This is a genomic window from Methylobacterium organophilum (genome assembly GCF_022179465.1).
Classification (GTDB): domain Bacteria; phylum Pseudomonadota; class Alphaproteobacteria; order Rhizobiales; family Beijerinckiaceae; genus Methylobacterium; species Methylobacterium organophilum.
In genome coordinates this window covers 208,750-230,103 of sequence record NZ_BPQV01000006.1, presented here as the reverse complement: position 1 = coordinate 230,103, position 21,354 = coordinate 208,750, and the positions used below count along the sequence as shown (strand labels likewise).

The 21,354-nt window shown below is 66.4% G+C and carries 16 protein-coding genes and 6 pseudogenes; 13 read left to right on the top strand and 9 right to left on the bottom strand.

Annotated features, from left to right (window positions below; translation table 11 throughout):
- Positions 1-21 precede the first annotated feature (21 nt).
- On the top strand, positions 22-1,152 hold the full coding sequence (locus MFF21_RS12280; protein WP_238311401.1) for an NAD(P)/FAD-dependent oxidoreductase: 1,131 nt from the start codon (positions 22-24) through the stop codon (positions 1,150-1,152).
- 35 nt (positions 1,153-1,187) lie between these two features.
- Positions 1,188-2,861: an electron transfer flavoprotein-ubiquinone oxidoreductase gene (locus MFF21_RS12275; protein WP_238311400.1), complete on the top strand. Its 1,674-nt coding sequence runs from the start codon at positions 1,188-1,190 to the stop codon at positions 2,859-2,861.
- A 241-nt stretch (positions 2,862-3,102) separates the two neighbouring features.
- Here MFF21_RS12275 and MFF21_RS12270 read toward each other — a convergent pair whose 3' ends face one another.
- Entirely contained in the window at positions 3,103-3,591 is a 489-nt protein-coding gene (locus tag MFF21_RS12270; protein ID WP_238311399.1) for an Lrp/AsnC family transcriptional regulator, read from the bottom strand.
- Between the two features lie 143 nt (positions 3,592-3,734).
- Between MFF21_RS12270 and MFF21_RS12265 the strand changes: the two genes are divergently transcribed.
- A complete protein-coding gene (locus MFF21_RS12265; RefSeq protein ID WP_238311398.1) occupies positions 3,735-4,658 on the top strand; it encodes a DMT family transporter in 924 nt (307 codons plus the stop codon).
- A 186-nt stretch (positions 4,659-4,844) separates the two neighbouring features.
- Here MFF21_RS12265 and MFF21_RS12260 read toward each other — a convergent pair.
- Positions 4,845-5,066: pseudogene (locus tag MFF21_RS12260) on the bottom strand (integrase core domain-containing protein); the annotation flags it as partial.
- An 18-nt stretch (positions 5,067-5,084) separates the two neighbouring features.
- Positions 5,085-5,794, bottom strand: a pseudogene (locus tag MFF21_RS12255) (IS5 family transposase).
- 177 nt (positions 5,795-5,971) lie between these two features.
- Between MFF21_RS12255 and MFF21_RS12250 the strand changes: the two are divergent.
- From MFF21_RS12250 to MFF21_RS12240, 4 genes and pseudogenes are all read left to right on the top strand, one after another.
- Positions 5,972-6,777, top strand: a protein-coding gene (locus MFF21_RS12250; protein WP_238311397.1) for an IS5 family transposase whose coding sequence is annotated in 2 segments (ribosomal slippage) — positions 5,972-6,308 and positions 6,308-6,777 — 807 coding nt in all. Because the reading frame shifts where the segments join, the coding sequence is not laid out codon by codon here.
- Positions 6,778-6,800: 23 nt separating this feature from the next.
- Positions 6,801-7,805 carry a hotdog family protein gene (locus tag MFF21_RS12245; protein WP_238311396.1) on the top strand — a complete coding sequence of 335 codons (1,005 nt, stop codon included), beginning with the start codon at positions 6,801-6,803 and terminating at the stop codon, positions 7,803-7,805.
- Between the two features lie 418 nt (positions 7,806-8,223).
- Positions 8,224-8,421 (top strand): annotated as a pseudogene (locus MFF21_RS24105) (DUF6538 domain-containing protein); the annotation flags it as partial.
- Between the two features lie 39 nt (positions 8,422-8,460).
- Entirely contained in the window at positions 8,461-10,278 is a 1,818-nt protein-coding gene (locus MFF21_RS12240; RefSeq protein ID WP_167350808.1) for a site-specific integrase, read from the top strand.
- 437 nt (positions 10,279-10,715) lie between these two features.
- Here the strand turns inward: MFF21_RS12240 and MFF21_RS12235 are convergent, their stop codons facing one another.
- From MFF21_RS12235 to MFF21_RS12225, 3 genes and pseudogenes are all read right to left on the bottom strand, one after another.
- The gene (locus MFF21_RS12235) at positions 10,716-11,870 is read right to left on the bottom strand and encodes an IS110 family RNA-guided transposase (protein WP_048447862.1); all 1,155 of its coding nucleotides are present in this window, start codon (positions 11,868-11,870) and stop codon (positions 10,716-10,718) included.
- A gap of 167 nt (positions 11,871-12,037) precedes the next feature.
- Positions 12,038-12,235 (bottom strand): annotated as a pseudogene (locus MFF21_RS12230) (recombinase family protein); the annotation flags it as partial.
- Entirely contained in the window at positions 12,222-12,401 is a 180-nt protein-coding gene (locus MFF21_RS12225; RefSeq protein WP_048447860.1) for a hypothetical protein, read from the bottom strand. The gene MFF21_RS12225 and the pseudogene MFF21_RS12230, both read right to left, overlap by 14 nt.
- A gap of 306 nt (positions 12,402-12,707) precedes the next feature.
- Between MFF21_RS12225 and MFF21_RS12220 the strand changes: the two are divergent.
- Positions 12,708-12,941 (top strand): annotated as a pseudogene (locus tag MFF21_RS12220) (transposase domain-containing protein); the annotation flags it as partial.
- Between the two features lie 336 nt (positions 12,942-13,277).
- On the opposite strand, the pseudogene MFF21_RS12215 reads toward MFF21_RS12220, so the two are convergent.
- The 3 genes and pseudogenes from MFF21_RS12215 to MFF21_RS12205 form a co-directional block, all read right to left on the bottom strand.
- A pseudogene (locus MFF21_RS12215) lies at positions 13,278-13,451 on the bottom strand (histidine kinase); the annotation flags it as partial.
- Positions 13,442-13,783: a hypothetical protein gene (locus tag MFF21_RS12210; RefSeq protein WP_048447858.1), complete on the bottom strand. Its 342-nt coding sequence runs from the start codon at positions 13,781-13,783 to the stop codon at positions 13,442-13,444. The gene MFF21_RS12210 and the pseudogene MFF21_RS12215, both read right to left, overlap by 10 nt.
- A 955-nt stretch (positions 13,784-14,738) precedes the next feature.
- The gene (locus MFF21_RS12205; RefSeq protein WP_048447857.1) at positions 14,739-15,272 is read right to left on the bottom strand and encodes a hypothetical protein; all 534 of its coding nucleotides are present in this window, start codon (positions 15,270-15,272) and stop codon (positions 14,739-14,741) included.
- A gap of 355 nt (positions 15,273-15,627) precedes the next feature.
- Here MFF21_RS12205 and MFF21_RS12200 point away from each other — a divergent pair, with 355 nt between their 5' ends.
- The 5 genes from MFF21_RS12200 (at position 15,628) to MFF21_RS12180 (ending at position 20,808) form a co-directional block, all read left to right on the top strand.
- The gene (locus tag MFF21_RS12200) at positions 15,628-15,864 is read left to right on the top strand and encodes a DUF2171 domain-containing protein (RefSeq protein WP_048447856.1); all 237 of its coding nucleotides are present in this window, start codon (positions 15,628-15,630) and stop codon (positions 15,862-15,864) included.
- Positions 15,865-15,929: 65 nt separating this feature from the next.
- Positions 15,930-18,275, top strand: a complete 2,346-nt coding sequence (locus MFF21_RS12195; protein WP_048447855.1) for a heavy metal translocating P-type ATPase — start codon at positions 15,930-15,932, stop codon at positions 18,273-18,275.
- A gap of 194 nt (positions 18,276-18,469) precedes the next feature.
- A complete protein-coding gene (locus tag MFF21_RS12190; RefSeq protein WP_048447854.1) occupies positions 18,470-19,384 on the top strand; it encodes a cation diffusion facilitator family transporter in 915 nt (304 codons plus the stop codon).
- Between the two features lie 70 nt (positions 19,385-19,454).
- Complete coding sequence (locus MFF21_RS12185) at positions 19,455-20,141, top strand: ZIP family metal transporter (protein ID WP_048447853.1); 687 nt, start codon at positions 19,455-19,457, stop codon at positions 20,139-20,141.
- 49 nt (positions 20,142-20,190) lie between these two features.
- On the top strand, positions 20,191-20,808 hold the full coding sequence (locus MFF21_RS12180) for an MgtC/SapB family protein (RefSeq protein ID WP_425492767.1): 618 nt from the start codon (positions 20,191-20,193) through the stop codon (positions 20,806-20,808).
- Positions 20,809-21,354: the final 546 nt, after the last annotated feature.

Sequence of the window (21,354 nt, the reverse complement as noted above, 5' to 3'; positions counted from 1 at the left end):
TCTTCAGCGAAAGAGAGCGCGATGATACAGGAACCGCAGGGCTCGGCCCGGCGCGGCAAGGTGCTGGTCGTGGGCAGCGGCATCGCTGGCCTGTCGACGGCCTGGGCCCTCGTCCGGCGCGGCTTCTCCGTGGAGGTGTTCGAGCAGGGACAGATCCCGCACGCGATGGCTTCGTCCTACGACGAGCACCGCATCACGCGGCACGCCTACGGCGATTTCCCCGGCTACGCACGCCTGATGCCGGAGGCCTTCGCGGCCTACGAGGCGCTCTGGTCCGATCTCGGCGTCCGGCATTTCGAGGCGCTGCCTCTCGTGGTGCTGATGCGCGAGCCCGTCACGTGGTTCCAGGGGAGCCGGACGAGCATGGACGAGCTCGAAATCGGCTATCGCGACATTCCCCTCGGCGCTCTCGCGGACTGCTATCCGATGATCGAGCCCGAGGGCGTCACCGGCGCCTACGAGGCAGATGGCGCGGGCATGCTGTTCCCGATCCGGATCCTCACCGATCTCGTGGTCCACCTCGCCGCTCGGGGCGTGCGCTTCCATCCGGGCTCGCCGGTCACGGAGGTGGATGCGGAGCAGGCCAGCGTGAGGGTCGGCGCACAGGTGCATCGCGGGGACGCCGTGGTCGTCGCCGCGGGCGCGTGGGTCGATCGCCTCGTGCCGGACCTCCGGGGCGTCGCCGTCGCCTCCCGTCAGGCCGTGGCCTTCGTGGCGCCGCCGGTCGAGCTCGCGGATGCCTGGGCACGCGCGCCGATCTTCATCGATCTCGGCCTAGAGAGCGGGACCTATACCCTGCCGCCCCGGCCCGGTACCCGTCTGAAGCTCGGCGATCACCAATTCACGCGCCAGGGCGATCCCGACGGGAACCGGCTCGCCACCGACGAGGACGTGGCCCGCCTGTATGCCGCGGCACGCCTCTCCTACCGGGATTTCGACCGGTACACGGTGCTGGAGCGCAAGGCGTGCTTCTACACGGTCACGGAGGACGAGGCGTTCATCGCCAAGGCGATCGGAGCGAAAGGCTACGTGCTCAGCGCCTGTTCCGGGCATGGCTTCAAGTTCGGTCCTCTGATGGGTGAGGGCGTCGCCCGGGTCATCGCGGGAGAGCGCAGCGCCGCCGATCTGCCGGCCTGGGCAGCCGGACGCTGACCGGCGCAGGCGACGAACAGGGGACTTCCGGAACGATGGCGCTTCCCGAACGCGAGGGGATGGATTTCGACGTGGTGGTGGTGGGTGCGGGGCCCGCGGGCCTCGCCGCCGCGATCCGCCTCAAGCAGCTCTCCGCGGAGAAGGGCGAGGAGATCTCCGTCGTCGTGGTGGAGAAGGGCGGCGAGGTCGGCGCGCATATCCTGTCGGGCGCCGTGGTCGACCCGATCGGCCTCGACGCCCTGCTGCCCGACTGGCGCACGGATCCCGAACGCCCGCTCAAGACCGCGGTCGAGCGTGACGAGTTCCTCTACCTCACCAAGAACAGCGGCGTCCGCCTGCCGAACCTGTTCTTTCCCAAGCTCCTGTCGAACCACGGCAACTTCGTCGGCTCGCTCTCCAACACGGTGAAGTGGCTGGGCGCGAAGGCGGAGGGCCTCGGCGTCGAGATCTATCCGGGCTTCCCGGCCTCCGAGGTGCTCTACGACGACAAGGGCGCCGTGACCGGCATCGCCACCGGCGATCTCGGCATCGGCCGCGACGGTGCGCCGCGCGCCGATTTCACCCGCGGCATGGAGCTGCGCGCCAAATACACGGTCTTCGGCGAGGGCGCCCGCGGCTCGCTCACCAAGACCCTGATCGAGCGCTTCCAGCTCAACCGCCACAGCGACCACCAGAAATACGGCATCGGCATCAAGGAGCTCTGGCAGCTCAGCGACGCGAAGTTCGAGCCCGGCCTCGTCCAGCACACCATGGGCTGGCCCCTGCCCAACAAGGCCGGCGGCGGCTCCTGGCTCTACCATTTCGACGACAACCTGCTCTCGGTCGGCTTCGTCACGCACCTGAACTACGAGAACCCGACCCTGTCGCCGTTCGAGGAGTTCCAGCGCTTCAAGACCCACCCGATGATCCGCGAGACCTTCGAGGGGGCCAAGCGCATCGGCTACGGCGCGCGCGCCATCATGGAGGGCGGCTGGCAATCGGTGCCCAAGCTCGTCTTCCCCGGCGGCTGCCTGGTCGGCGACTCGGCCGGCTTCGTGAACGTGCCGCGCATCAAGGGCTCGCACAACGCGATCCTGTCCGGCATCCAGGCGGCCGACGCCATCTTCGCGGCGATCGCGGCGGGCCGTCAGGGCGACGAGCTGACCGCCTACGAGGAGGGCTGGCGCGGCAGCGCGATCGGGCGCGACCTCAAGCCGGTGCGCAACGTCAAGCCGCTCTGGTCGAAATACGGCACCCTGGCCGGGGTCGGGCTCGGCGGCCTCGACATGTGGACCAATGCCCTCGCGGACACCTCTTTGTTCGGCACCCTCAAACACGGCAAGCCGGACCATGCCTGCCTGAAGCCGCTCTCCGAGGTGACGCCGATCACCTACCCGAAGCCCGACGGCAAGCTCACCTTCGACCGGCTCTCCTCGGTCTACCTCTCGAACACCAACCACGAGGAGGACCAGCCGCCTCACCTCAAGGTGACGGACAGCGAGCTCCAGAAGCGCTCCGAGCACGACGTCTATGGCGGCCCCTCCGGCCGCTACTGCCCGGCCGGCGTCTACGAATGGGTGGAGGACGCCTCCGCCCGCGACGGCCTGCGCTACCAGATCAACGCGCAGAACTGCGTCCACTGCAAGACCTGCGACATCAAAGATCCCAACCAGAACATCACCTGGGTCACCCCCGAGGGCCCGGGCGGGCCGAACTACCCGAACATGTAGTTCTCACACGTTGCAGAAACCTGGATGTCGAAGGGCGAACCTTCGTCGATCCAGGGCAGAGCCCTGGGTGAATTCTCAGGCACGGCACGACATCCGAAGGCGATCCTTTCGGAATCACCGTTCATCAGACGACGAACGGCTTCCGCCAAGCCGGCACGTCGAGACAGGGCAGCCGTCCGATCTTCGACCGGCGATCCACCAAGCCTTCCCGCGCAGGTCTGACCTTCGCGCGCCGGCCGCTTCAGCGATACAGATGACCCAATGGCAGGGCGGTGGTGTACTTCACCTGCCCGAGCGCGAAGCTGGATCGAATATTCGCCACGCCCGGAATCCGGGTCAGGTGATTGAGCACGAGTTGCTGATACTGCGCGAGGTCCTCGACGACGACGCGCAGCATGTAATCGGCTTCGCCGCTCATCAGGTAGCATTCCATCACTTCGGGACGATTGCGGACCGCATCGTCGAAGGCTTTGAGTGCGGCCTGGGTCTGCTTCTCCAGAGAGACGTGCACGAAGACGTTGACCGCGAGGCCGAGCGCCATCGGATCCGCGACCGCGACGCAGCGGCGGATGATGCCGCTGGCCTTAAGGTCGTTGATGCGGCGCCAGCACGGCGAGGTGGAGAGCCCAATCTCCTCGGCCAGATCCGCGACGCTGACCTCGCTGTCCTGCTGCAGGCGTTCGAGGATACGCAGGCTGGACGCATCGAGGTCCGCCGGTTTCTGAGGCATTTTATTCCGATGTGATGTTGAGTGCCGGCAATTTATACCGATCATTGCCGCCAATGAGAAGCATCGAGACGAAAATTCCGCCTGCGTGGCGATAAAAAACCCGTGCCGCCGCTCCTTTCGTTGCGGCCCGCGAGACCCTTGCCATGGCTGATTCGATGTCCCCCGCCGTCGCACCGATCCGAGCCCGCGTGGCCGTGCCGAACGGTGTCTGGCTCGGGCTCATGGTCGTGCTCTGGGGCCTGAGCTGGCCGGCGATGAAGCTCTGCCTCGGCGAGATCAAGCCGCTCTGGCTCGCCACCTTGCGCTTCTCGACCGCAGGGGCGGCCCTCTTCGGGGTGCTGGCCTTCAACGGGCGTCTGCGGCTGCCGGCGCGCGCCGACTGGCCGGTGCTCGCCAGCATCGGAGGCCTGCAGATGATGGCCTTCACCGCCCTCGGATTGGTCGCCATGCGGCACACCGATGCGGGCCGCGCAGCCCTGCTCGCCTATACCACCCCGGTCTGGGTCATGCTCGGGGCGTGGCTATTCTTGCGCGAGCGTCCCTCGCAGGCCCAGACGGCCGCGATCGGCTGTGGCCTCACCGGTGTCGCCGTCGTGTGCTCGCCGTTCGGCATGGACTGGACCAATCCCGACATTCTCCTCGGCAATGCCCTTCTGCTGGTCTGCGCCGCGTGCTGGGCCGTCGTGATCCTGCATGTCCGCCACCATCGCTGGAGCATGCATCCGCTCGATCTCGCGCCCTGGCAGATGGCCTTCGCCGCGATTCCCCTCGCCGCCGCCGCCTACGCAATCGAGGGCCCCCTCAACGTGGTCTGGTCGCCGCGCCTCGTGGGGCTGCTCGCCTTTATCGGGCCGGTGGCGACATCGTTCTGCTTCGTGATCTCCGCGGAGGTCGGACGGCGGATCAGCAGCGTCACCCTATCGAACGTGACCCTGGCGGTTCCGGCCATCGGGATTCTGTCCTCCGCCCTACTGCTCGGCGAGCGGCTCGACATCGTCCTCATCGTGGGCCTCGGTTGCCTGACGGCTGCTGTGATCACCGCCGCACGCGACAGCTGCCACGCCTGATCGGCCTCGCCACCTACCCAACGCCGCCAAATCCTGGGATGTCGACATGACCGGCGCCTCCGCGATCCAAGATCTCGCCGTCGGGGACATAGACACGAATGGTTGCGTCACAGCTCGGGATGTGCAGTGCGGCGCACTGACGTCCCCCCGTCGCTTTGGTCCAGCCGAAAGGTGAGCTTCCGGGTCTCATTCGGCAGCCTGCTGGGCCGCCGCCAAGGCGAATTCCTGGGGTGTCAGCCACCCGAGGACTGTGTGAGGACGGCTCTCGTTGTAGAAGCCCTGGAGGTAGCTGAAGAGGGCCGAGCGGGCCTCGGGCCGGGAGTGGAAACGCCGGCGGGCGAGCAGTTTGCATTCCAGGGTCGAGAAGAAGCTCTCGGCCATGGCGTTGTCGCAGGCATCACCGACTAGGCTGTGGTGAGGATTTAACTATCTGATCCAGATACAGATAGCAGCGAGGGTGACGAAGCCAGTGAAGTTGCAAAGCAGCTTGTCGTAGCGGGTGGCGACACGGCGGAACTGCTTGAGCTTGGCAAAGCAGCGCTCGACCAGATTGCGCTCCTCGTAGAGGATGCGATCGTACGCGTGAGGCCGGTGCCGGTTGGGCCGTGGCGGGACCACGGGGATCGCCGCGGCGTCCAGCACGGTGTCGTGGAAGTGCTCGGCATCGTAGGCGCGGTCGGCGATGACATGGCCACAGGCCAGGCCCTCGATCAACTCGGCCGCGCGCAGCACCTCGCCCTGCTGACCCGGACCGGCCAGCAGGCGCACCGGATTGCCGAGCGCATCACGGACCAGATGGATCTTGGTGCTCAGGCCGCCGCGGGAGCGACCCAGGCCCTGGGCATCAGAGCCCCCTTTTCCCGGCGCGCCCCGGCGGCCTGGGCATGGGCGCGCACGATGGTGGCATCGAGGCAGACCCATTCCAAGTCCGCCTCCTCGGCCAGGGCCGCCAGGATGTCGGTGAGAACACCCCGGGCCATCCAATCGTAATAGCGCCGCTTGACCGTCCCGGCCTTGCCGAAGCGCTCAGGCAGATCCTTCCACCGTCCACCCGACAGTGCCATCTAGATCAGGGCATCGAGAAACAGGCGGTTGTTGGTGCGGGGTCCGCGCTTGCCTTTGCGGCCGCCCGGCATCAGCGGTGCAAGCCGAGCCCACTGCTCGTCCGTCAGGGCATCCGGGTCAGGGGGGCACGGCAAGGCGGCTCTCCCAAAAAGCAGCCTTGAATCAGAACTCAGACCAATCCGGTAGACCCAAACCTTAAGAGCGCCTAACAGAACGGGCACGGATCGCGTGCGGGGGCGTTGATGGGTATGGCTCGTCCGCTTCTACCCGATGATCTCTGGCTTGCGATTGCGCCGGTTCTGCCGCCGCCCCGGCCGCGTCCGAAGGGTGGGCGCCGTCCGATCGAGAACCGGGCGGCGCTCACCGGCATCCTGTTTGTGCTGCGCTCAGGCTTGCCCTGGGAGATGCTGCCTGCCGAGATGGGCTGCGGCTGCGGGATGAGTTGCTGGCGCCGCTTGCGCGACTGGCAGGAGGCAGGTGTCTGGGCGCAGTTGCATCAGGTGCTGCTGGAGCGGCTGCACGCGGCCGGGCAGATCGACTGGAGCCGGGCCAGCCTGGACAGTGCGTCTGTTCCGGCCAAAAAGGGGGCTCTACCACCGGCCCGAACCCGACGGACCGGGGCAAGCCAGGCACGAAGCGCCACCTCGTCACCGATGCGCGCGGCACGCCGCTCGGCTTCTGCCTGAGCGGGGCCAACCGGCACGACAGCGTGATGATGGCCTCGACGCTCGACGCCATCCCGCCCCTGCGCAATGGTCGGCGCGGCCGCCCGCGTCGACGACCTGGCAAGGTGCACGCCGACAAGGCCTACGATGCCAAGGCTCGACGCCAGGAATGCCGGGCGCGCGGGATCGTGCCGCGTATCGCCCGCAAAGGCATCGAGAGCAGCGAGCGGCTCGGCCGCCGCCGCTGGGTGGTGGAGCGCACTCACGCTTGGTTCAACCGCTTCCGCCGCCTACCCATCCGTTACGAGCGGCGCAGCGACATCTACGAGGCCTTCACCAGCCTCGCAGCGAGCCTCATCACACTCAACCAAATCAAACGGTTCTGTTAGGCGCTCTAAGCGGCAGGGACTTCGTGACGCTCGCAGTGCGTGGACAGGCACTCTCAAGCGGACTGGTCAAGCGCGAGGAGCTCGAAACGACGGTTGGGATGCTCAACCAGCGCGATCTGAAGCAGGCCGCGATCGCTCTAGGATCGGTCCCAGATCTGAATGTCGAGGACGCCGTGGCTGTCGCGGAAGCGGTCTCACGCGTAATAGAGCCGTGCGCTCTCTTGGATGAAGCGGTCCCGATACCCTTTGTCATGGGCGTGCTAACCATGCGACCCCAGCTCATCGAGAATTTCGATGCGGCACGTCTGGATGAAGACGGCATCTTAACTCTCCTGGACGTTGCGAAAGGCAGGGCGGCCGTAGGCCACTTGATTGCAAGTCTTATGAGCCGTCCGCCTTCGAAGCAGTCCTTCGCCTTCCTGGAACGCCGCGCCTCCGAAGCTTTTGTGGAAGCCATTGGGCTTTCGACGAAGGGCGGCCTGCACGAGAAATGGAGACCGTTCTTCTCTTCGCGGGCCCGGGAGGTGATCGCAAGCGGGCTTGCCGAGCTGAAAGGATCCAAGCAGGTCGGCCACGCGGTCGCGCTGATCGACTTCTCGACAGAACACGGGGTTGAACCGTCGACGTTCGTCGAAGCCGCCAGCCGAGCCGGTCCGGGCGCAACCGAGGCAGAACGGGCCGATCTCGACGTCTATCTCCTGGTCCTGTGTCGATGGAGTCCCGTCAAGTCGATGAAGATTATCGCGGACATTCTTCCGCGGCTGCGTAAAGTAGCGCTCGACAATGGTTTTTCAGCTCGAGGACGGGCGTTGCTCGAACGCCATCTCCCCTACGTGTCGGATAGTTGGGATATCAACAAGCGTCTCCTTAAATTGGTTCGCAATGCCCGTCGCGATGGCGCGAATATCGATCGATTAGTCGAGCGCATGTCTCTATCTAAGGACGAGCTACTCTACGTGTTCGACGAGGATGGCGACGCGATCAAATCCCTGGTATCGCGTCTGTTTTGGCCATTCTACCTGGGATAATATCCATTTCTCGAACTGATGCACTTTTAGAGTTGGCCGATTACTTGTTATTAGGCGCCGCGGACAGTATCGCATGTCCCGAAAAATCGTAGGTACTACACAGTAGCTTTTGGGCCAAACGGCCGGTTGCAGGCATTGAGCCCGGTTCTGCTACTGGCGCTTTGCGGATCTGGCGCCGATTTTCAGAGGCTTTGGAGCGCTCAAAACCGAGCGTTGACCAGGGTCCAATCCGATGGTCCATTCCCTAGGTCCGATGCCGCGCGAGACGGGTGATCGAGGGCCTAACCCCTTGATGTCGTACCCCTCCGGTTTTGGCTGAGAATCCTGGCGCCCCAGCCAAATTCCCCCGTAAGTCTCTGAATTCGAACGATTTCCCGCTGAAGCGGGAGGCGTCGGCACACATCGGTGTTGCACATGCGTGTCTCACACGAGGTGTCCGGTGCCGGCTATCGCTCATGCTTACAGGCGCGGTGGGAGCTATTCCTGGCGCCGCCGGATCCCGCTGCCGCTGATCCGATTCTGCCGTTCCAGGCAGCTCGTGGTAAGCCTAGGCACGCGCGACCCAGCCAGGGCACGCTTCCTCGCGAGCCAGCTCACGGCTCATTCCGATCAGCTTTTTCATCGCGCCATGAGCGAGCCCGAACCCGATCTCATCATGAGCCGCCGCCAGCTCGACGGCATCTTTCGCGAAAGCCTATTGGCCCACCTCGAAAAACTCGACCGGATCGCTGCGGCAGAACGTGCAGAACCGGACTTCGATCCTGAGGCGAGCCGGCGTGCCGATCGGCGTATGGGATGGATCCTGCGTATCCTTGGAGCGCGCGGCGCGGCAGCGACCATTGATACTCCGTTGGCTGATGAGATGCGTCGCGACGGGCTGAATGACCTCGACATTGAGGAAGCACGGGCGACGCTGGCCGCGATGGTGCGCCAGAACGGCCACCTGATGCCTCGCGCTCGGCTGGAAGGGCTGCTCGCAAACCAAGCGGTCGCACCGACCATGACTAACTTGTCTCTAGCTCAGGAGATTGCCTTCCGCGGTATGTCCGCGGCGGCCTTTGCAACTGAGCGCCGCTACGATGGTCTTCGGATCGAAGAGGTCACACTGCGCGACGCGATCCTGCTGAGGGAAGCGCAGGTGCCGCCGGAGGCCACAGGCTCGACGGCAACCGTGAGTACAGCTCGTTCGCAATCAAACGCTGATGCCGTCCCTCAAATGCCGACAGGCGTTGCAATCGTGTCAGCAAGCCCGGACCTCGCGCTGGATACGACGGACCAAGAGCCTCATCAGAAGGGGATGCATCCAATCATAGCGTTCGGGGAGGCGATGATCGCCGGGCGCGCTCGTGACGAAACCTGGGATGCAAAAACACAGCACCAGGCGCGTCAGATTTTTGCCCTGTTCGCCAAGCTACTCGTCGAGAACGGCCTCATCCGTGTGACTGATCTTCGGCAGAGCCATTTTGCCGAATTAGTTGATCTTTTGCGGTCCGTCTCGCCGTCGTATGGTAAGAGCCCTCGTGATGCCGAACGCAGCACTGCCGAACTGCGTGAGATTGGCGCCAAGCTTCCAACCAACAAACGAGGCATCGTCGGGGATACCATCAACCGTCACCTGACTTTCCTCGGACAGCTTGTAACATTTCTCAAAGCGCAGGGCCTCGCGATTGATGCGAGCATCGATCTCGCGCTCCTTCGCGCCCGCAAGCGGGACAGGGCACGTAACCGGCGACCATCTCTTAGCAACGACGATGTTGCGGCGATCTTCCGACTGCCCTGCTTCACAGGCTGTCGTTCGTGGCGCGATCCGTTTACCACCGGCGATCAGGTATTCCATCGCGCTTTGTACTTCGCAATTATTTTACTCTATTATACAGGCGCGAGACGAGAGGAAATTGCAGGACTTCATGTCGACGACGTGGAGGAGGCAAGCGGGATTGCATACCTTGCTTTTCGATTCAACGAAACGCGTCGTCTTAAGAACGTTCAATCTATTCGGTTTGTCGCTTTGCACCCAGAGGTGCTCCGCCTCGGGTTTTTGGACTACGTCAAAGCTGTTCGCGCACTCGGATACGGACTCGTGTTTCCGGATCTAAAATCGCCAAACTCAAGCTCGCCGCTCGGCGATCGCCTCTACGATGAATTTAGCAGCGGACTTCGAAAAGCGATCTCAAACGAAGCAGAACGTAAAAAGGTCATCCACTCCTTCAGACATTCGCTCGGCAACAATCTTAAGCAAGCCCGCGTTCACACGGAAATCAGAGCCGACATCCTTGGACACGCCGGGTCCGGTGAAACAGACGAGCGTTATTGCGATCCGACAGCTCTGGCATTGATGCTGGAGGAGCTGAAAAAGGTTCCAGCGGTCACCAACCATCTAGCGCAGAAGCCAATACAGCTGCTCCCGTGGGTCTCCGCAAAAGAGCGGCCGCCATTCGCAAGAGCCCGCAGACGCTCCATCTCTCGGGGATAAGTGGGCCCGGCAGGACTCGAACCTGCAACCAAAAAAGCTATTGCTGCCAGCGCTCTAACGAGCGTCCACGCGTACAGGTTATGCAGTTTGTGCGGGAGCTGCAAGACGGAGCGCCGGCACTTACGTTTGAAGGTGCCCGCAGCGCGGCCGGTCCTTCATCCAAACTCTCGTATGAGGCATTTCCGCAAGGGGGTCGGTGATCGACGTTTCGGACGGGCGGGGGAGCCGGGATGTCGTGCGAGCGCCGGGCTCGCGGATCCACTCGTGTCCGGCGGAACAGAACGTTCCTGACCAAGATGCCTCATGCGAGGCGAACCGGCTGAAGGCGGCGGGACCCATCTTTGGCGACGGCAGCAAACCCCGTCGAGCTCCGGTCACACGCCTGCCCCCACTCGTCCGACATGCCGTGGACCGGCCCGGCGGACGAACCTTGATCCTCAGGCCGCTTTCAGGCGCGCGCCCTCTGGAACCAGCCCGGTGGCGAGATAGCGCCACAGGGCGACCAGCAGCTTGCGCGCCAGCGCCACCGCGGTGATCTTGCGGATGCGCCCGCGTCCGGTGCCGAACCGCTCGACGAACCAGCGGGCGAGCCCGCTGCCCGGCTGATAGCGCAGCCACAGCCACGCCAGCTCGACCATCGACTTCCGCAGGAGTGGGTTCCCGGCCTTTGAGATGCCCTGGTCGCGCTGTCGGTCGCCGCTGGCGTACGGGTTCGGCGTGAGCCCGGAATAGGCGGTCATTTGCTTGCGGTTGGCGAACGGCTGGTACAGCGCCTCGCGCACCAGCACCGTGGCCAGCTCGGTGCCGATGCCACCGAGCCGGGCCAGACGCGCCACCTTCTCGGCGTCGGCGTCCGTGACGGCCGGATCCGCCACGGCGGCATCGCGCTCGGCCTCGGCGGCCGCAACCTGTTCGAGCACGAGTTCCAGCCGCCGGAACTCGCGCTCGATCTCGCCGCGCAGGCGCTGAGGCAGGTCGCGCCCGTCGCCGGTGCGCACCTCCTTCAACCGCTCCCAACGGTCGCGTCGCAGCGGCTGGAACGTGTAGACGCCCTGGGTGGCGAGCAGGCCCTTGATCCGGTTGACGTGCTGCACCCGCTCCGCGATCAGGCGCTGGCGCTCGCGATGAGTGCGCCGCGCATCCTCGCGCTCGACCGAGGGCACCTGCACCATGCGGCAGGCGGCGTGATCGCCGCGGCACCACGCCATCAGGGCCCGGAGCAGCATGGCCGCGTCGAGCCGGTCGGTCTTGGCCCGTCGCGCGCGGCGGTCGACCTGGAGGCTGCCGGGATCCATGACGAAGCAGGTGATTGCCTCGGCCGCGAGGCGGCGCTGCAGCCAGAAGCCGTCGTATCCGGCCTCGTAGCCGAGGATGATCGCGACCTCTCGGCCGGAGCTGCGCTGTTCGCGAGCCTGCAGGCGGCGCAGCAAGGCGAGCAGGCCCTCCACGTCGCCGCCGCTCACCCGGTGTGCAGAGGTCTTCCCGCTCGGGACGGCCTGGGCGGCCAGGAGCCATGCCGACTTGCTGAGTTCCAGCGTGACGAACACAGCAACCTCAGGCAGGTTTGTCTGGATCTGTTCACGATCAAGCATGGCCAACTCCGGTCCAAGGTCAGAGAACCGGAGAGTGATCCAATCTCCAGCTCCCTGCATGGTATCTTTGGCCATTCATGCGGCGTGGCAGAGCGCGTAGGCCCAGGGCGCTGGCAAACGGAAGCGGGGCTTTGTTCGGGCGCGTCGGCGCGGTGATGTTGCTAAAGTCCGCTCGCCGACCGGCCGAGATCATCGTCGATGACCTCGACGTCGACAAAGCCGCGCTGGCGGGCGACATCGACCAGATTGTACTGGCGCCGTTTGCTCTCGAGATTGGTCATGACCTGGGATTGCGTCGACTGCCGCACATAGACGACCGCCGTTCGCTTCAGGATGGCTGGCGGGAGCAGCTCAGCGCTCGTCATCGTCAAGCTCCTCGACGCCGAGGCCGCCGGCCTGCATGAGGATCTGCGCCAGCATTGCGACGACCGTGTCGCGTTCCTGAGCGCTCAGGCCCTCCAGCCCGTCCTGTTCGAAGAGGAAGCTGATCTGCCGATCCGGCACCGCGGCCGGCCGCTTGAAAGGTTCCATCCTGTGCCTCCGGAACGATGCCGACATCGCTCCGGAACTTTGCGGGGCTGTCTGCCCCACTCAACAGCCGCGCCAGCTCGATCAGCGCCGTGACATCGACGCGCGGAGACCCGGACGTCATGCCGGCGCAGTGAACCGGGTCGAACATCCATCCGGCCATGACGATCACAACGCCGGAAGGCGCTTGCACCAGGAGAATCGGGCCGTACGTCCGCTGCTCGACCCGGCGCACCAGCACCTTCCGGCCGGAATGGGGGTGCCCGCGATAACGAACCTCCGCTTCCTGCCCGACATGGGCAGAATGAACGGGTGATGGCGGTCGGGCGCAAGAACTACCTGTTCGCCGGTTCAGATGGCGGCGGAGCGCGGTGGGCCGTCATCGCTTCTTTGATCGAGACGGCCAAGCTCAACGGCGTCGAGCTCTATGCCTACCTCACCGACGTGTTGACCCGGATGAGCAGCGGTCATCCGGCCCGAGATCTCGACGTACTCCTGCCTTGGAACTGGTCGACCGCCGTCAAACCGGCAGCAAACGTGTGAAAGCCTGACGCTTACCATCGTTACCCTCCTGGATCGGAAGGAAACGTCCGGGGCCGGGGATCCAATCCATGCCCCTGACGGAATCCCATGGGCCGGACCTTGGGCTCGGCACCGACGCGCCACGCCCGCGACCGTTCGTGAGCCATCACATGACCGACCTCCCGAGGCCGACACCGGGCCCGGCGTTCATGGACAGAACCGCCCAGCATGAGCTGGCGAGGGGATCTGAGCCGCGTCGGCTCAGTCGCGTGGATGCCCTGCCCGACCGTCGGCGTGCGATTTGGGCTCGGGCGGACCCCGAGGCGGACGGCTGGCCGGTCCCGCGGGAGAGCCCCTTCACAGGAACTTGAGCGGGTCCTTCTCGGGCGGGGGCGGGGCCACGTCGGCCCGGTTCCACCAGCCGCCGCCGAGCGCCACGAACAGGGCGGCGGTGTCGGCGTACTGGGTGGCGCGCGCGCCCGCCGAAGTGACCAGGGCCGAGAGGTAGCCCTGCTGGGCGATCAGCACCTGGACACGGGCCGCTCCAGGTTCGAGGCGTCAACGTCGGCTTCAAGGCCATACACGAACGGGCCGCTCTGCCAAGCATACCCGCCGAACAGGCCGCCGAGCGCGGTGGTCGCATCGCGCCCGGCATCGTTGCGGCCCGTGGCATCCCCGGTGCGGAATTCCGGCACCGAACGGCGGCCGATCATGCCGGAACCGAAGCCGAAGCTGCCGAAGGCGTCACCGGCGCTGCCCTGCCATCCGATATAGCCGCCCGCCCAGGCACCGAAGGAGGGCAGGTGCGTCGCGTCGTGTGGCGTCGGCGTGGCGAGATTGGCCCCGTGGGCGCCGGTGGACACGCCAGCGAGCAACGTCGCAACCCCTGCACCTGCGCGGAGGCGTCCTGCGGCCTGTCTCCACCGGCTCATCGTGCCGCCTCCACATGCGTGAACCGAACCCGGACTAGCGATGCGGTGACCAGGACACGATGCGGCATCCGCCCAAACTTGGCCGCGCTGCTAACCATGGACGAGCGGCTTCGTGCAAGCCCGCCGCCGGGTTCGGGTTGAGCTGACGACCCCGGCCGATGAGATAGCCACGCGTACCACCGAGGTAGACACCGCCCTCACGCCCCTCGCCACGCCTATGGAGCGGGACGGGGAGAGGCCGAACTTCCAGAATTCAAGCGGCATAGCGTGTGGGTTGCTCGCAGCGACGGCAGCCATGCCGCTCTTCCCATCGGCCGTAATCACGACTGCGAACCCGCGTGCGGGCGAATGGGGCGACATTCGAAACGCATCGTGGTCGTGCGCGCGATCGATCGTTCCCCGAATGCCGCGGGTTCGGTCAGGGGCGCGTCACCGCCGAAACAGGCGGCAATCTCCGGGTGCGCCTGTTTTATCGACGGCCGATGACGGTTCGATGCCACTTGTGAGCTTCTCGGCTGCGCAGCACAGCTGGCGCGGGGCGACCGGTACGGGCGCCACCCCCCGGCCTCGAAGCCTGCGCTGGAGGGCGTGCGTGGCGTCCATGTCGTCCCGTCCGGGATGATCCCGGCGGGACAGGTTTGCGGGAACCGGCTTGCTCTCGAAAGGAGGACGGGGCCCGCAGGTCGGCCGATCGTCGTCCGCTGACGAAGCCCACTGCGGCGCACCGCTCATGAAGCCCCGGGCTCAGGCCGCATCGTCATGTCCGGGCACCAAGGCGGCGATTGTCCGATCAAGGCCGCATATGGCGTCGCACCGAGCCCGATTATCTCGGCGGTTTGTGGATCGGCCGCCATCGTAGGCCCGGTGCGGATGATCGCGACCTGCTTCACGGGGTCTGCCCGAGGATTAGGTCCGACGCGTGCCGGGAGGCCGGGTGGCCTGTGGCCGCCTGGTGGGCGACCGAGCACGCCTCGTAGTGGTCGCCCCTGGCCAGCATGGTCAAGCGCCGCTCGCCGGGAACAGCCTTCCTGACGGCCAGGAGCGCGCGTCCAGACGGCCACGACACAGTCTCGGCACCCGGCTCGGTTTGCGGCTGACCGTACCGCCGCACGCCCTCCCGGTAGATGGCCTCGTAGCGCGACGGCAGTTCGGCCTCCGAGAGCGGACGGCTGAGCCAGATGACCTGCTGCAGGCCCTCGTCCCGGCAGACTTCCAGGATGACCTCGTCCGTATCGATGCCCGCGGCCAGCGGACGGTCGTGGAAGTAGGTCAGCGCCGTGATGTTCGCTTCGCGGTCGACCATCGAGGGCTTCGGCACCGTGTCGACGGGTCCCCAGGACAGGCCAAATGGGGCTTCCTGAGCATGGGCTCCGTGCAGGCAGCCGAGCCAAAGCAGGGTCGACAGGGCGCTGCGTCTCATCGTCGTCTCTCCCTCCGTTGATCCGCGACGTCCCCGCACGTCGTCGCTGGCGCGCGACTGAATCATGGATTGCGATCTCGAGCGGCTCTTCCGGACCGAGCACGAGACCCCCCGCGGGAATACTCCGAGATCATCGATGTTGGGCTCGAGCACGACTGTGCGCAACCATTCCTTGCAGCGCTGGTTCTCTCGTCGCTATCCCCGGTTCCAGGGCGAGACGGTGTTCTCATCGGCCTCGAACGGTATCGGACTTGCGCCGAGAGCTGCCGGAAGATGGCCGCCTAGCGCGCGAGGCGCTCGTCGAGCGTCTCCCCTCATACCATGTGTCAGCCGTCTCAGGTCGAGGAGATACGTCATGATCGATGCAAGCCAGATCAAAGAGCACATGGAGGTCAAGGCGTCCGATGGGCACCATGTCGGCACCGTCGACCACATGCAGGGATCCGATCAGATCAAGCTGACCCGGAACGATCCGGCCGCGCACGGCGCGCATCACCTCATCCCGCTCGCCTGGGTCGAGCGCGTCGACGCGCATGTGCACCTCAGCAGGTCGAGCCAAGAGGTCATGACGCAGTGGCAGAGCCAAGGCTGAGACCGACCGCTCCTTGCTCCTCTAGCGGCTAAAGGTTCTAGGCTGCCGGGGAGCAGGAGGATCTCATGACGGGACACAGTGCGGACGCCGCGCGCGAGAACGGTTCGACCTTCACCTGGAAGGTCGAGGGGATGGATTGCGCCAGCTGCGTCGGCAAGATCCAAACGGCGTTGGCCAAGTTGCCGGGCGTCAGCGACGTCAGGGCTTCGACGATCACCGAGACCCTGACCGCCACGATCGATCAGACCCAGATCTCCTCAAGGACCGTCGAGAAACGCGTGGCCGGCCTCGGCTACACGCTCACGCGCAAATTGCCGCCATCCCTCACTTCCGGTCCCGAGCACGAGCTGCTCGGCCGCCGCGATGCGAACGCAGCACACGGCTGTGGTGAGCCGGGCTGTGACCAGGACGAGCAGGCACCCCTGACGGCGGCAGACCAGCATGACGGCGTTCTCGCAAAGCAAGGGCACGCACATGGCGAGAGCGCTGACAGGCCTTGGTGGCAGGCCAGCAAGGGCCGTCTGGTCCTGTTCACCGGCGCCATGCTCGCCCTGGCTTGGACGATCAAGCTCAGCGTTCCCGCGCTGGCCTTCTGGGCATTCGTGGGCGCGACGCTGGTCGGGGTCACGCCGGTCGCCCAGCGCGCCATCGCGGCCGCGCGCGCCGGCATGCCGTTCACGATCGAGATGCTGATGTCGATCGCCGCTGCCGGCGCCCTGTTCATCGGCGCCGCGGAGGAAGGCGCCCTCGTCGTGTTCCTGTTCGCGGTCGGCGAGGTGCTGGAGGGCGTGGCGGCCGACCGAGCCCGCGCCGGCATCCGGGCGCTCGGCGAACTCGTCCCGAAAACAGCGTTGGTCGAGGAGAACGGCATCGCCCGAGACGTGCCGGCCGCCTCGCTCACGATCGGCCAGACAGTGCTGGTGCGACCGGGCGATCGCATCCCGGCCGACGGCGTCATCCTCTCCGGCACGTCCGGCATCGATGAGTCTCCTGTGACGGGGGAATCCTTCCCGAGCACCAAAGGGGCGGGGGACGGCGTCTTCGCGGGCTCGATCAACCGCGAGGCGGCACTCCGGGTGCGCGTCGCCAAGGCCGCCGAGGATAACACGATCGCGCGCATCATCCGCCTCGTCGAGGAGGCGCAGGAGGCGCGCGCGCCGACGGAGCGCTTCATCGACCGCTTCTCGCGCTGGTACATGCCGCTCATCGTCGGCCTCGCCCTCCTCGTCGTTCTGGTGCCGCCGCTCCTGTTCGGGGGGGCTTGGTCGACCTGGGTCTATCGCGGGCTCGCGCTCCTGCTGATCGGCTGCCCGTGCGCGCTCGTGATCTCGGTGCCGGCCTCGATCGCATCGGCCCTGTCGGCCGGCGCGCGCCGCGGCTTGCTGATGAAGGGGGGCGCCGTGATCGAGGCGGCGGCGAATACGCAGGTCATCGCCTTCGACAAGACAGGCACGCTGACCGAAGGAGCGCCGCGGGTGACGGACGTCGCGGTCTATTCCGGTAGCGAGGCTGAGGTGCTGCGGCTGGCTGCGGCCGTCGAGACCGGATCGAACCATCCGCTCGCCGTCGCGATCGTGGAGTGGGCCAGGACGACGGGCTGCCGGATCCAGCCCGCCGACGGGGTCAGGGCCGTTCCGGGTCAGGGCGTGACCGGCTCGCTCGGCGGGCAGGAGATCTTTCTCGGTGCTCCGCGCTTTGCCGAAGGCGGTACGACCTGGCCGGCCGGGGCGAGCGAGCGGAGCGCCGCGCTTGAAGCGGAGGGCAAAACCGTCACGGCGCTCGTGGTGGGCGGCCGTTTGGTGGGGCTGATCGCCCTGCGCGACGAGCCGCGTCTCGACGCGAAGTCGGCTCTTGCAGCCCTACAGGATCTCGGCATCCGTCCGATCATGCTCACAGGCGACAACGCGCGCACCGGTGCGGCGATCGCGAGCGCGCTCGGTCTGGAGTTCCGCGCCGAGCAGATGCCCGATGACAAGGTCGCGGTGATCCGGGCGCTCGGGGTGGGGGGCCGGGTCATGATGGTGGGCGACGGTATCAACGATGCACCTGCACTGGCGGCGGCGAGCGTGGGTATCGCCATGGGTTCGGGCACCGACGTGGCCCTGGAGACCGCCGACGGCGCGCTCCTGAGGAGCCACACCTACGACGTCGTGGAGATGATCCGCTTGGCGCGGGCCGCCATGGCCAACATCCGCCAGAACATCGCCGTCGCGCTGGGGCTCAAGGCGGTGTTCCTGGTCACGAGCGTGCTCGGGCTGACGGGCTTGTGGATCGCCATCCTGGCCGATACGGGGGCCACCGTGATCGTCACCGCGAACGCGCTGCGCCTGCTCGGGTTCTTCGGTTCCGGCGGCACGCAGGGCGGGGGCGACACGGCGCAGCCGAGCGAGGCTCTCGAGCCCGCGGCGTGAGCGCGTGCGTCCCTGCCCCGCAGTCCGGGCTCATCGCTGGAGGAGCGGCGGTTGGGCCGGTTCGCTGCCCCGAGGAATGCCGGCGCCGCGGCGAGCCATCAGGCCGTGATCGTCAGGGTGTCGACGCATCTTTTTGCTCCGCCGCCCGCGTCACCGGGACGCTGTGATCGTCCGCTCAGGAAAGAGGAACCGGAATGGGTGCAGGGCATGATCATGGAGCAACCCTCGGCGGCTCGGCCGCGGGGCGGCACCGCGGGCGCTTGGTCTGGGCGCTCGGGCTGACCCTGACCTACATGGCCGCCGAGGTGGTCGGCGGCTTGCTGACCGGCAGCCTCGCGCTCCTGGCCGATGCCGCCCACATGCTCACCGACGCAGGAGGTCTTGCGCTGGCACTCCTGGCGATCCGCTTCGGCGAGCGGCCCGCGACGCCGCAGCGGACCTACGGCTACCTGCGCGCGGAGGTGCTCTCGGCGCTGGCCAACGCCGTCGTGCTCCTCGTCCTCACAATCTACATCCTCTACGAGGCCTACCGCCGCTTCGTCGACCCGCCCGAGGTCATCGGCGGCCCGATGCTGGCGGTGGCGACCGTCGGCCTGGTGGTCAACCTGATCAGCATGCGCCTCCTGTCCGGCGGCTCGTCGGAGAGCCTGAACGTCAAGGGCGCCTACTTCGAGGTGCTCTCCGACATGCTCGGCTCGCTCGGGGTGATCGTGGCGGCGGTGATCGTGATGGTCACGGGCTGGCGGCTGGCCGACCCGATCGTGGGAGCCGGCATCGGCCTGTTTATCGTGCCGCGCACCTGGAGTCTGCTCAGCCAGGTCACCCATATCCTGCTGGAGGGCACCCCGCCCCAGGTTGACGTCGTGCTGCTGGAGCGCCGCTTGGCCGAGATCCCAGGCGTGGCCGGCGTGCACGACCTGCACGTCTGGACCATCACCTCGGGTCTCGACGCGATGAGCGGGCACTTGGTGGTGCCTGGGGCGGGTGACGCCGCCCGCGTGCTGCGCCACGCACGGCAGATCCTGGCGGACGAGTTCAAGGTCGATCACGTCACGATCCAGATTGAGGATGCGGCGCTTCGAACCGAGGAAAAGGCTCTGCGCATCTGAGGGACCTGAGCCGCTCGGCCTCCGCCGCCGATGGTGTGTCCCCGTCGCAATCCAGGAATACGGAACTTCGATGTCAGCTTGGGCCTACACGCTCATCCCAGCCCTCGCGACGGTACTAGGGGCCGCCGTCGCCGCCGTGCGTCAGCCTGGCCCGGCGGTCACCAGCGCCGTCCAGCATCTCGCCGCGGGCGTCCTGTTCGCCGCGGTCGCGGGCGAGATCCTGCCCGACCTCAAGCATCAGCAATCCCCGATCGCGGTGATCGTCGGCGGAGCCCTCGGTGTCGCCCTGATGCTCCTGGTCAAGCGCCTGGGAGAGAAGGCGAAGGGGTCGACCGGGCTCATCGCGACGGTCGGGATCGACATCCTGATCGACGGCCTGGTCCTCGGCATCGGCTTCGCGGCCGGGGCGAAGCAGGGCCTGTTGCTGACGGGCGCACTCACGCTCGAGGTGCTGTTTCTCGGGATCGCGGTCGCCTCCAAGCTGAAACAAACGAGCGGATCCGCGGGACGTGTGGTCGGTACCGTGGCCGGTCTCGCGCTCCTGCTGCCGATGGGCGCACTTCTGGGCACGCCGATCGGTGCGCTGCCCGGACCCTATCTCGCCGGCTTCTTCGCCTTCGCGCTCGTCGCGCTGCTCTATCTCGTCACCGAAGAGCTGCTCGTGGAGGCGCATGCCGTACCCGAGCAACCCTGGACTACCGCGATGTTCTTCATAGGCTTCCTCGGCATGCTGGTGATCGAGGAGATCGCCACCTGAGTCGTGCCGGCTCGCGCATCGGCGATCATGCTGAAAGCTACCTTTGCCCGTGGGGCGCACCGCGCAACGCTATCGAGAAAGAACCGTCACGTCGATGAAGTTCACGGCCTTCAGCCTCTGGGAGGTGGCATCCCATCTCGTCGATCTCGCGATCGCCTACGCGCTCGCGGCGCCGATCGGGTGGGACCGCGAGCAGGAGGAGCGCTCGGCCGGCATCCGCACCTTTCCCCTCGTCGCGGTTGCCGCCTGCGGCTTCGTGCTGGTCGCGATCCGCGTGCTCGGGGCGGACTCGACGGGACAGGCCCGCATCCTGGAAGGCGTGATCACGGGCGTTGGCTTCATCGGCGGCGGTGCGATCCTGAAGCATGCCGGGCGTGCCTCCGGCACCGCGACCGCCGCCAGCCTGTGGGCCACGGGCGCACTCGGGGCGGCGGTGGGCTACGGCCTCTATGACATCGCCGCCATCCTGAGCCTCGTCACCTATCTGACGCTGCGCTACCTCGTGCCGCTGAAGCAGGCCGCCCACCACGGTGGGGGCGATGCCAACGGTAGAGGATCCGAAACCGATCCAGAGGAGCCGAAAACCGATACGGCCGCGCGTTCGTCGGGCGCCGTGCCGGACCGGAAAGGGGCAGCCAATCCGTCATTTCCCGGCAGGGACGCTTGAAGCAGTCTCAGGCGACGAAGTGTCTCATTCCGGCCAGAGGGGTGCATACCTTGTGCTTGCTTGCGGTCGATCGTAGATCAGGGCTGCGATGACGAGCCTGCGGTACCCTTGGATGAGCGACTCGGCGCGCCTGCTGCGCGCTGCCGTGGCGTGCCTGGTGGCCTTCGTGTTCGCTTTCTCCATCATCACCTCTGAAACTGCCGCGGCACCGAGCCCCATCCAGAGCGATGGTCTGCTGACGCTGTCGTCGCAGTCGGCTGCGGATCACACAAGCTCTAGCGACCCAGCGGATGCGGGCATTCTGCTCCACGTTCACTGCGGATGTCACCAAGTGATGCGGGCCGAGCCGGTCACGTTCGAGCCGGTTCGGACGGCTGACAGAGTCGTCTATCGCGTCCAGACCGAGCCGCTCGCCTCCCGTCCCGCCTCCCCGCTCCGCAGACCGCCCCGAGTCTGACCCGTCCCACCGCTGCGGTGGGTGTTCGTCGCTCGAGCCTGACCCAGGTGCCGGGCGTTGAGGTCATGTGGGGTTTGGGACCGATCGAC

Bases quoted from the DNA above. Each gene is read 5' to 3' on its own strand.
- MFF21_RS12280 (WP_238311401.1), top strand. From the start codon at position 22: ATGATACAGGAACCGCAGGGCTCGGCCCGGCGCGGCAAGGTGCTGGTC.
- MFF21_RS12275 (WP_238311400.1), top strand. From the start codon at position 1,188: ATGGCGCTTCCCGAACGCGAGGGGATGGATTTCGACGTGGTGGTGGTG.
- MFF21_RS12270 (WP_238311399.1), bottom strand. From the start codon at position 3,591: ATGCCTCAGAAACCGGCGGACCTCGATGCGTCCAGCCTGCGTATCCTC.
- MFF21_RS12265 (WP_238311398.1), top strand. From the start codon at position 3,735: ATGGCTGATTCGATGTCCCCCGCCGTCGCACCGATCCGAGCCCGCGTG.
- MFF21_RS12240 (WP_167350808.1), top strand. From the start codon at position 8,461: ATGAGCCGCCGCCAGCTCGACGGCATCTTTCGCGAAAGCCTATTGGCC.
- MFF21_RS12235 (WP_048447862.1), bottom strand. From the start codon at position 11,870: ATGCTTGATCGTGAACAGATCCAGACAAACCTGCCTGAGGTTGCTGTG.
- MFF21_RS12225 (WP_048447860.1), bottom strand. From the start codon at position 12,401: ATGGAACCTTTCAAGCGGCCGGCCGCGGTGCCGGATCGGCAGATCAGC.
- MFF21_RS12205 (WP_048447857.1), bottom strand. From the start codon at position 15,272: ATGAGACGCAGCGCCCTGTCGACCCTGCTTTGGCTCGGCTGCCTGCAC.
- MFF21_RS12200 (WP_048447856.1), top strand. From the start codon at position 15,628: ATGATCGATGCAAGCCAGATCAAAGAGCACATGGAGGTCAAGGCGTCC.
- MFF21_RS12195 (WP_048447855.1), top strand. From the start codon at position 15,930: ATGACGGGACACAGTGCGGACGCCGCGCGCGAGAACGGTTCGACCTTC.
- MFF21_RS12190 (WP_048447854.1), top strand. From the start codon at position 18,470: ATGGGTGCAGGGCATGATCATGGAGCAACCCTCGGCGGCTCGGCCGCG.
- MFF21_RS12185 (WP_048447853.1), top strand. From the start codon at position 19,455: ATGTCAGCTTGGGCCTACACGCTCATCCCAGCCCTCGCGACGGTACTA.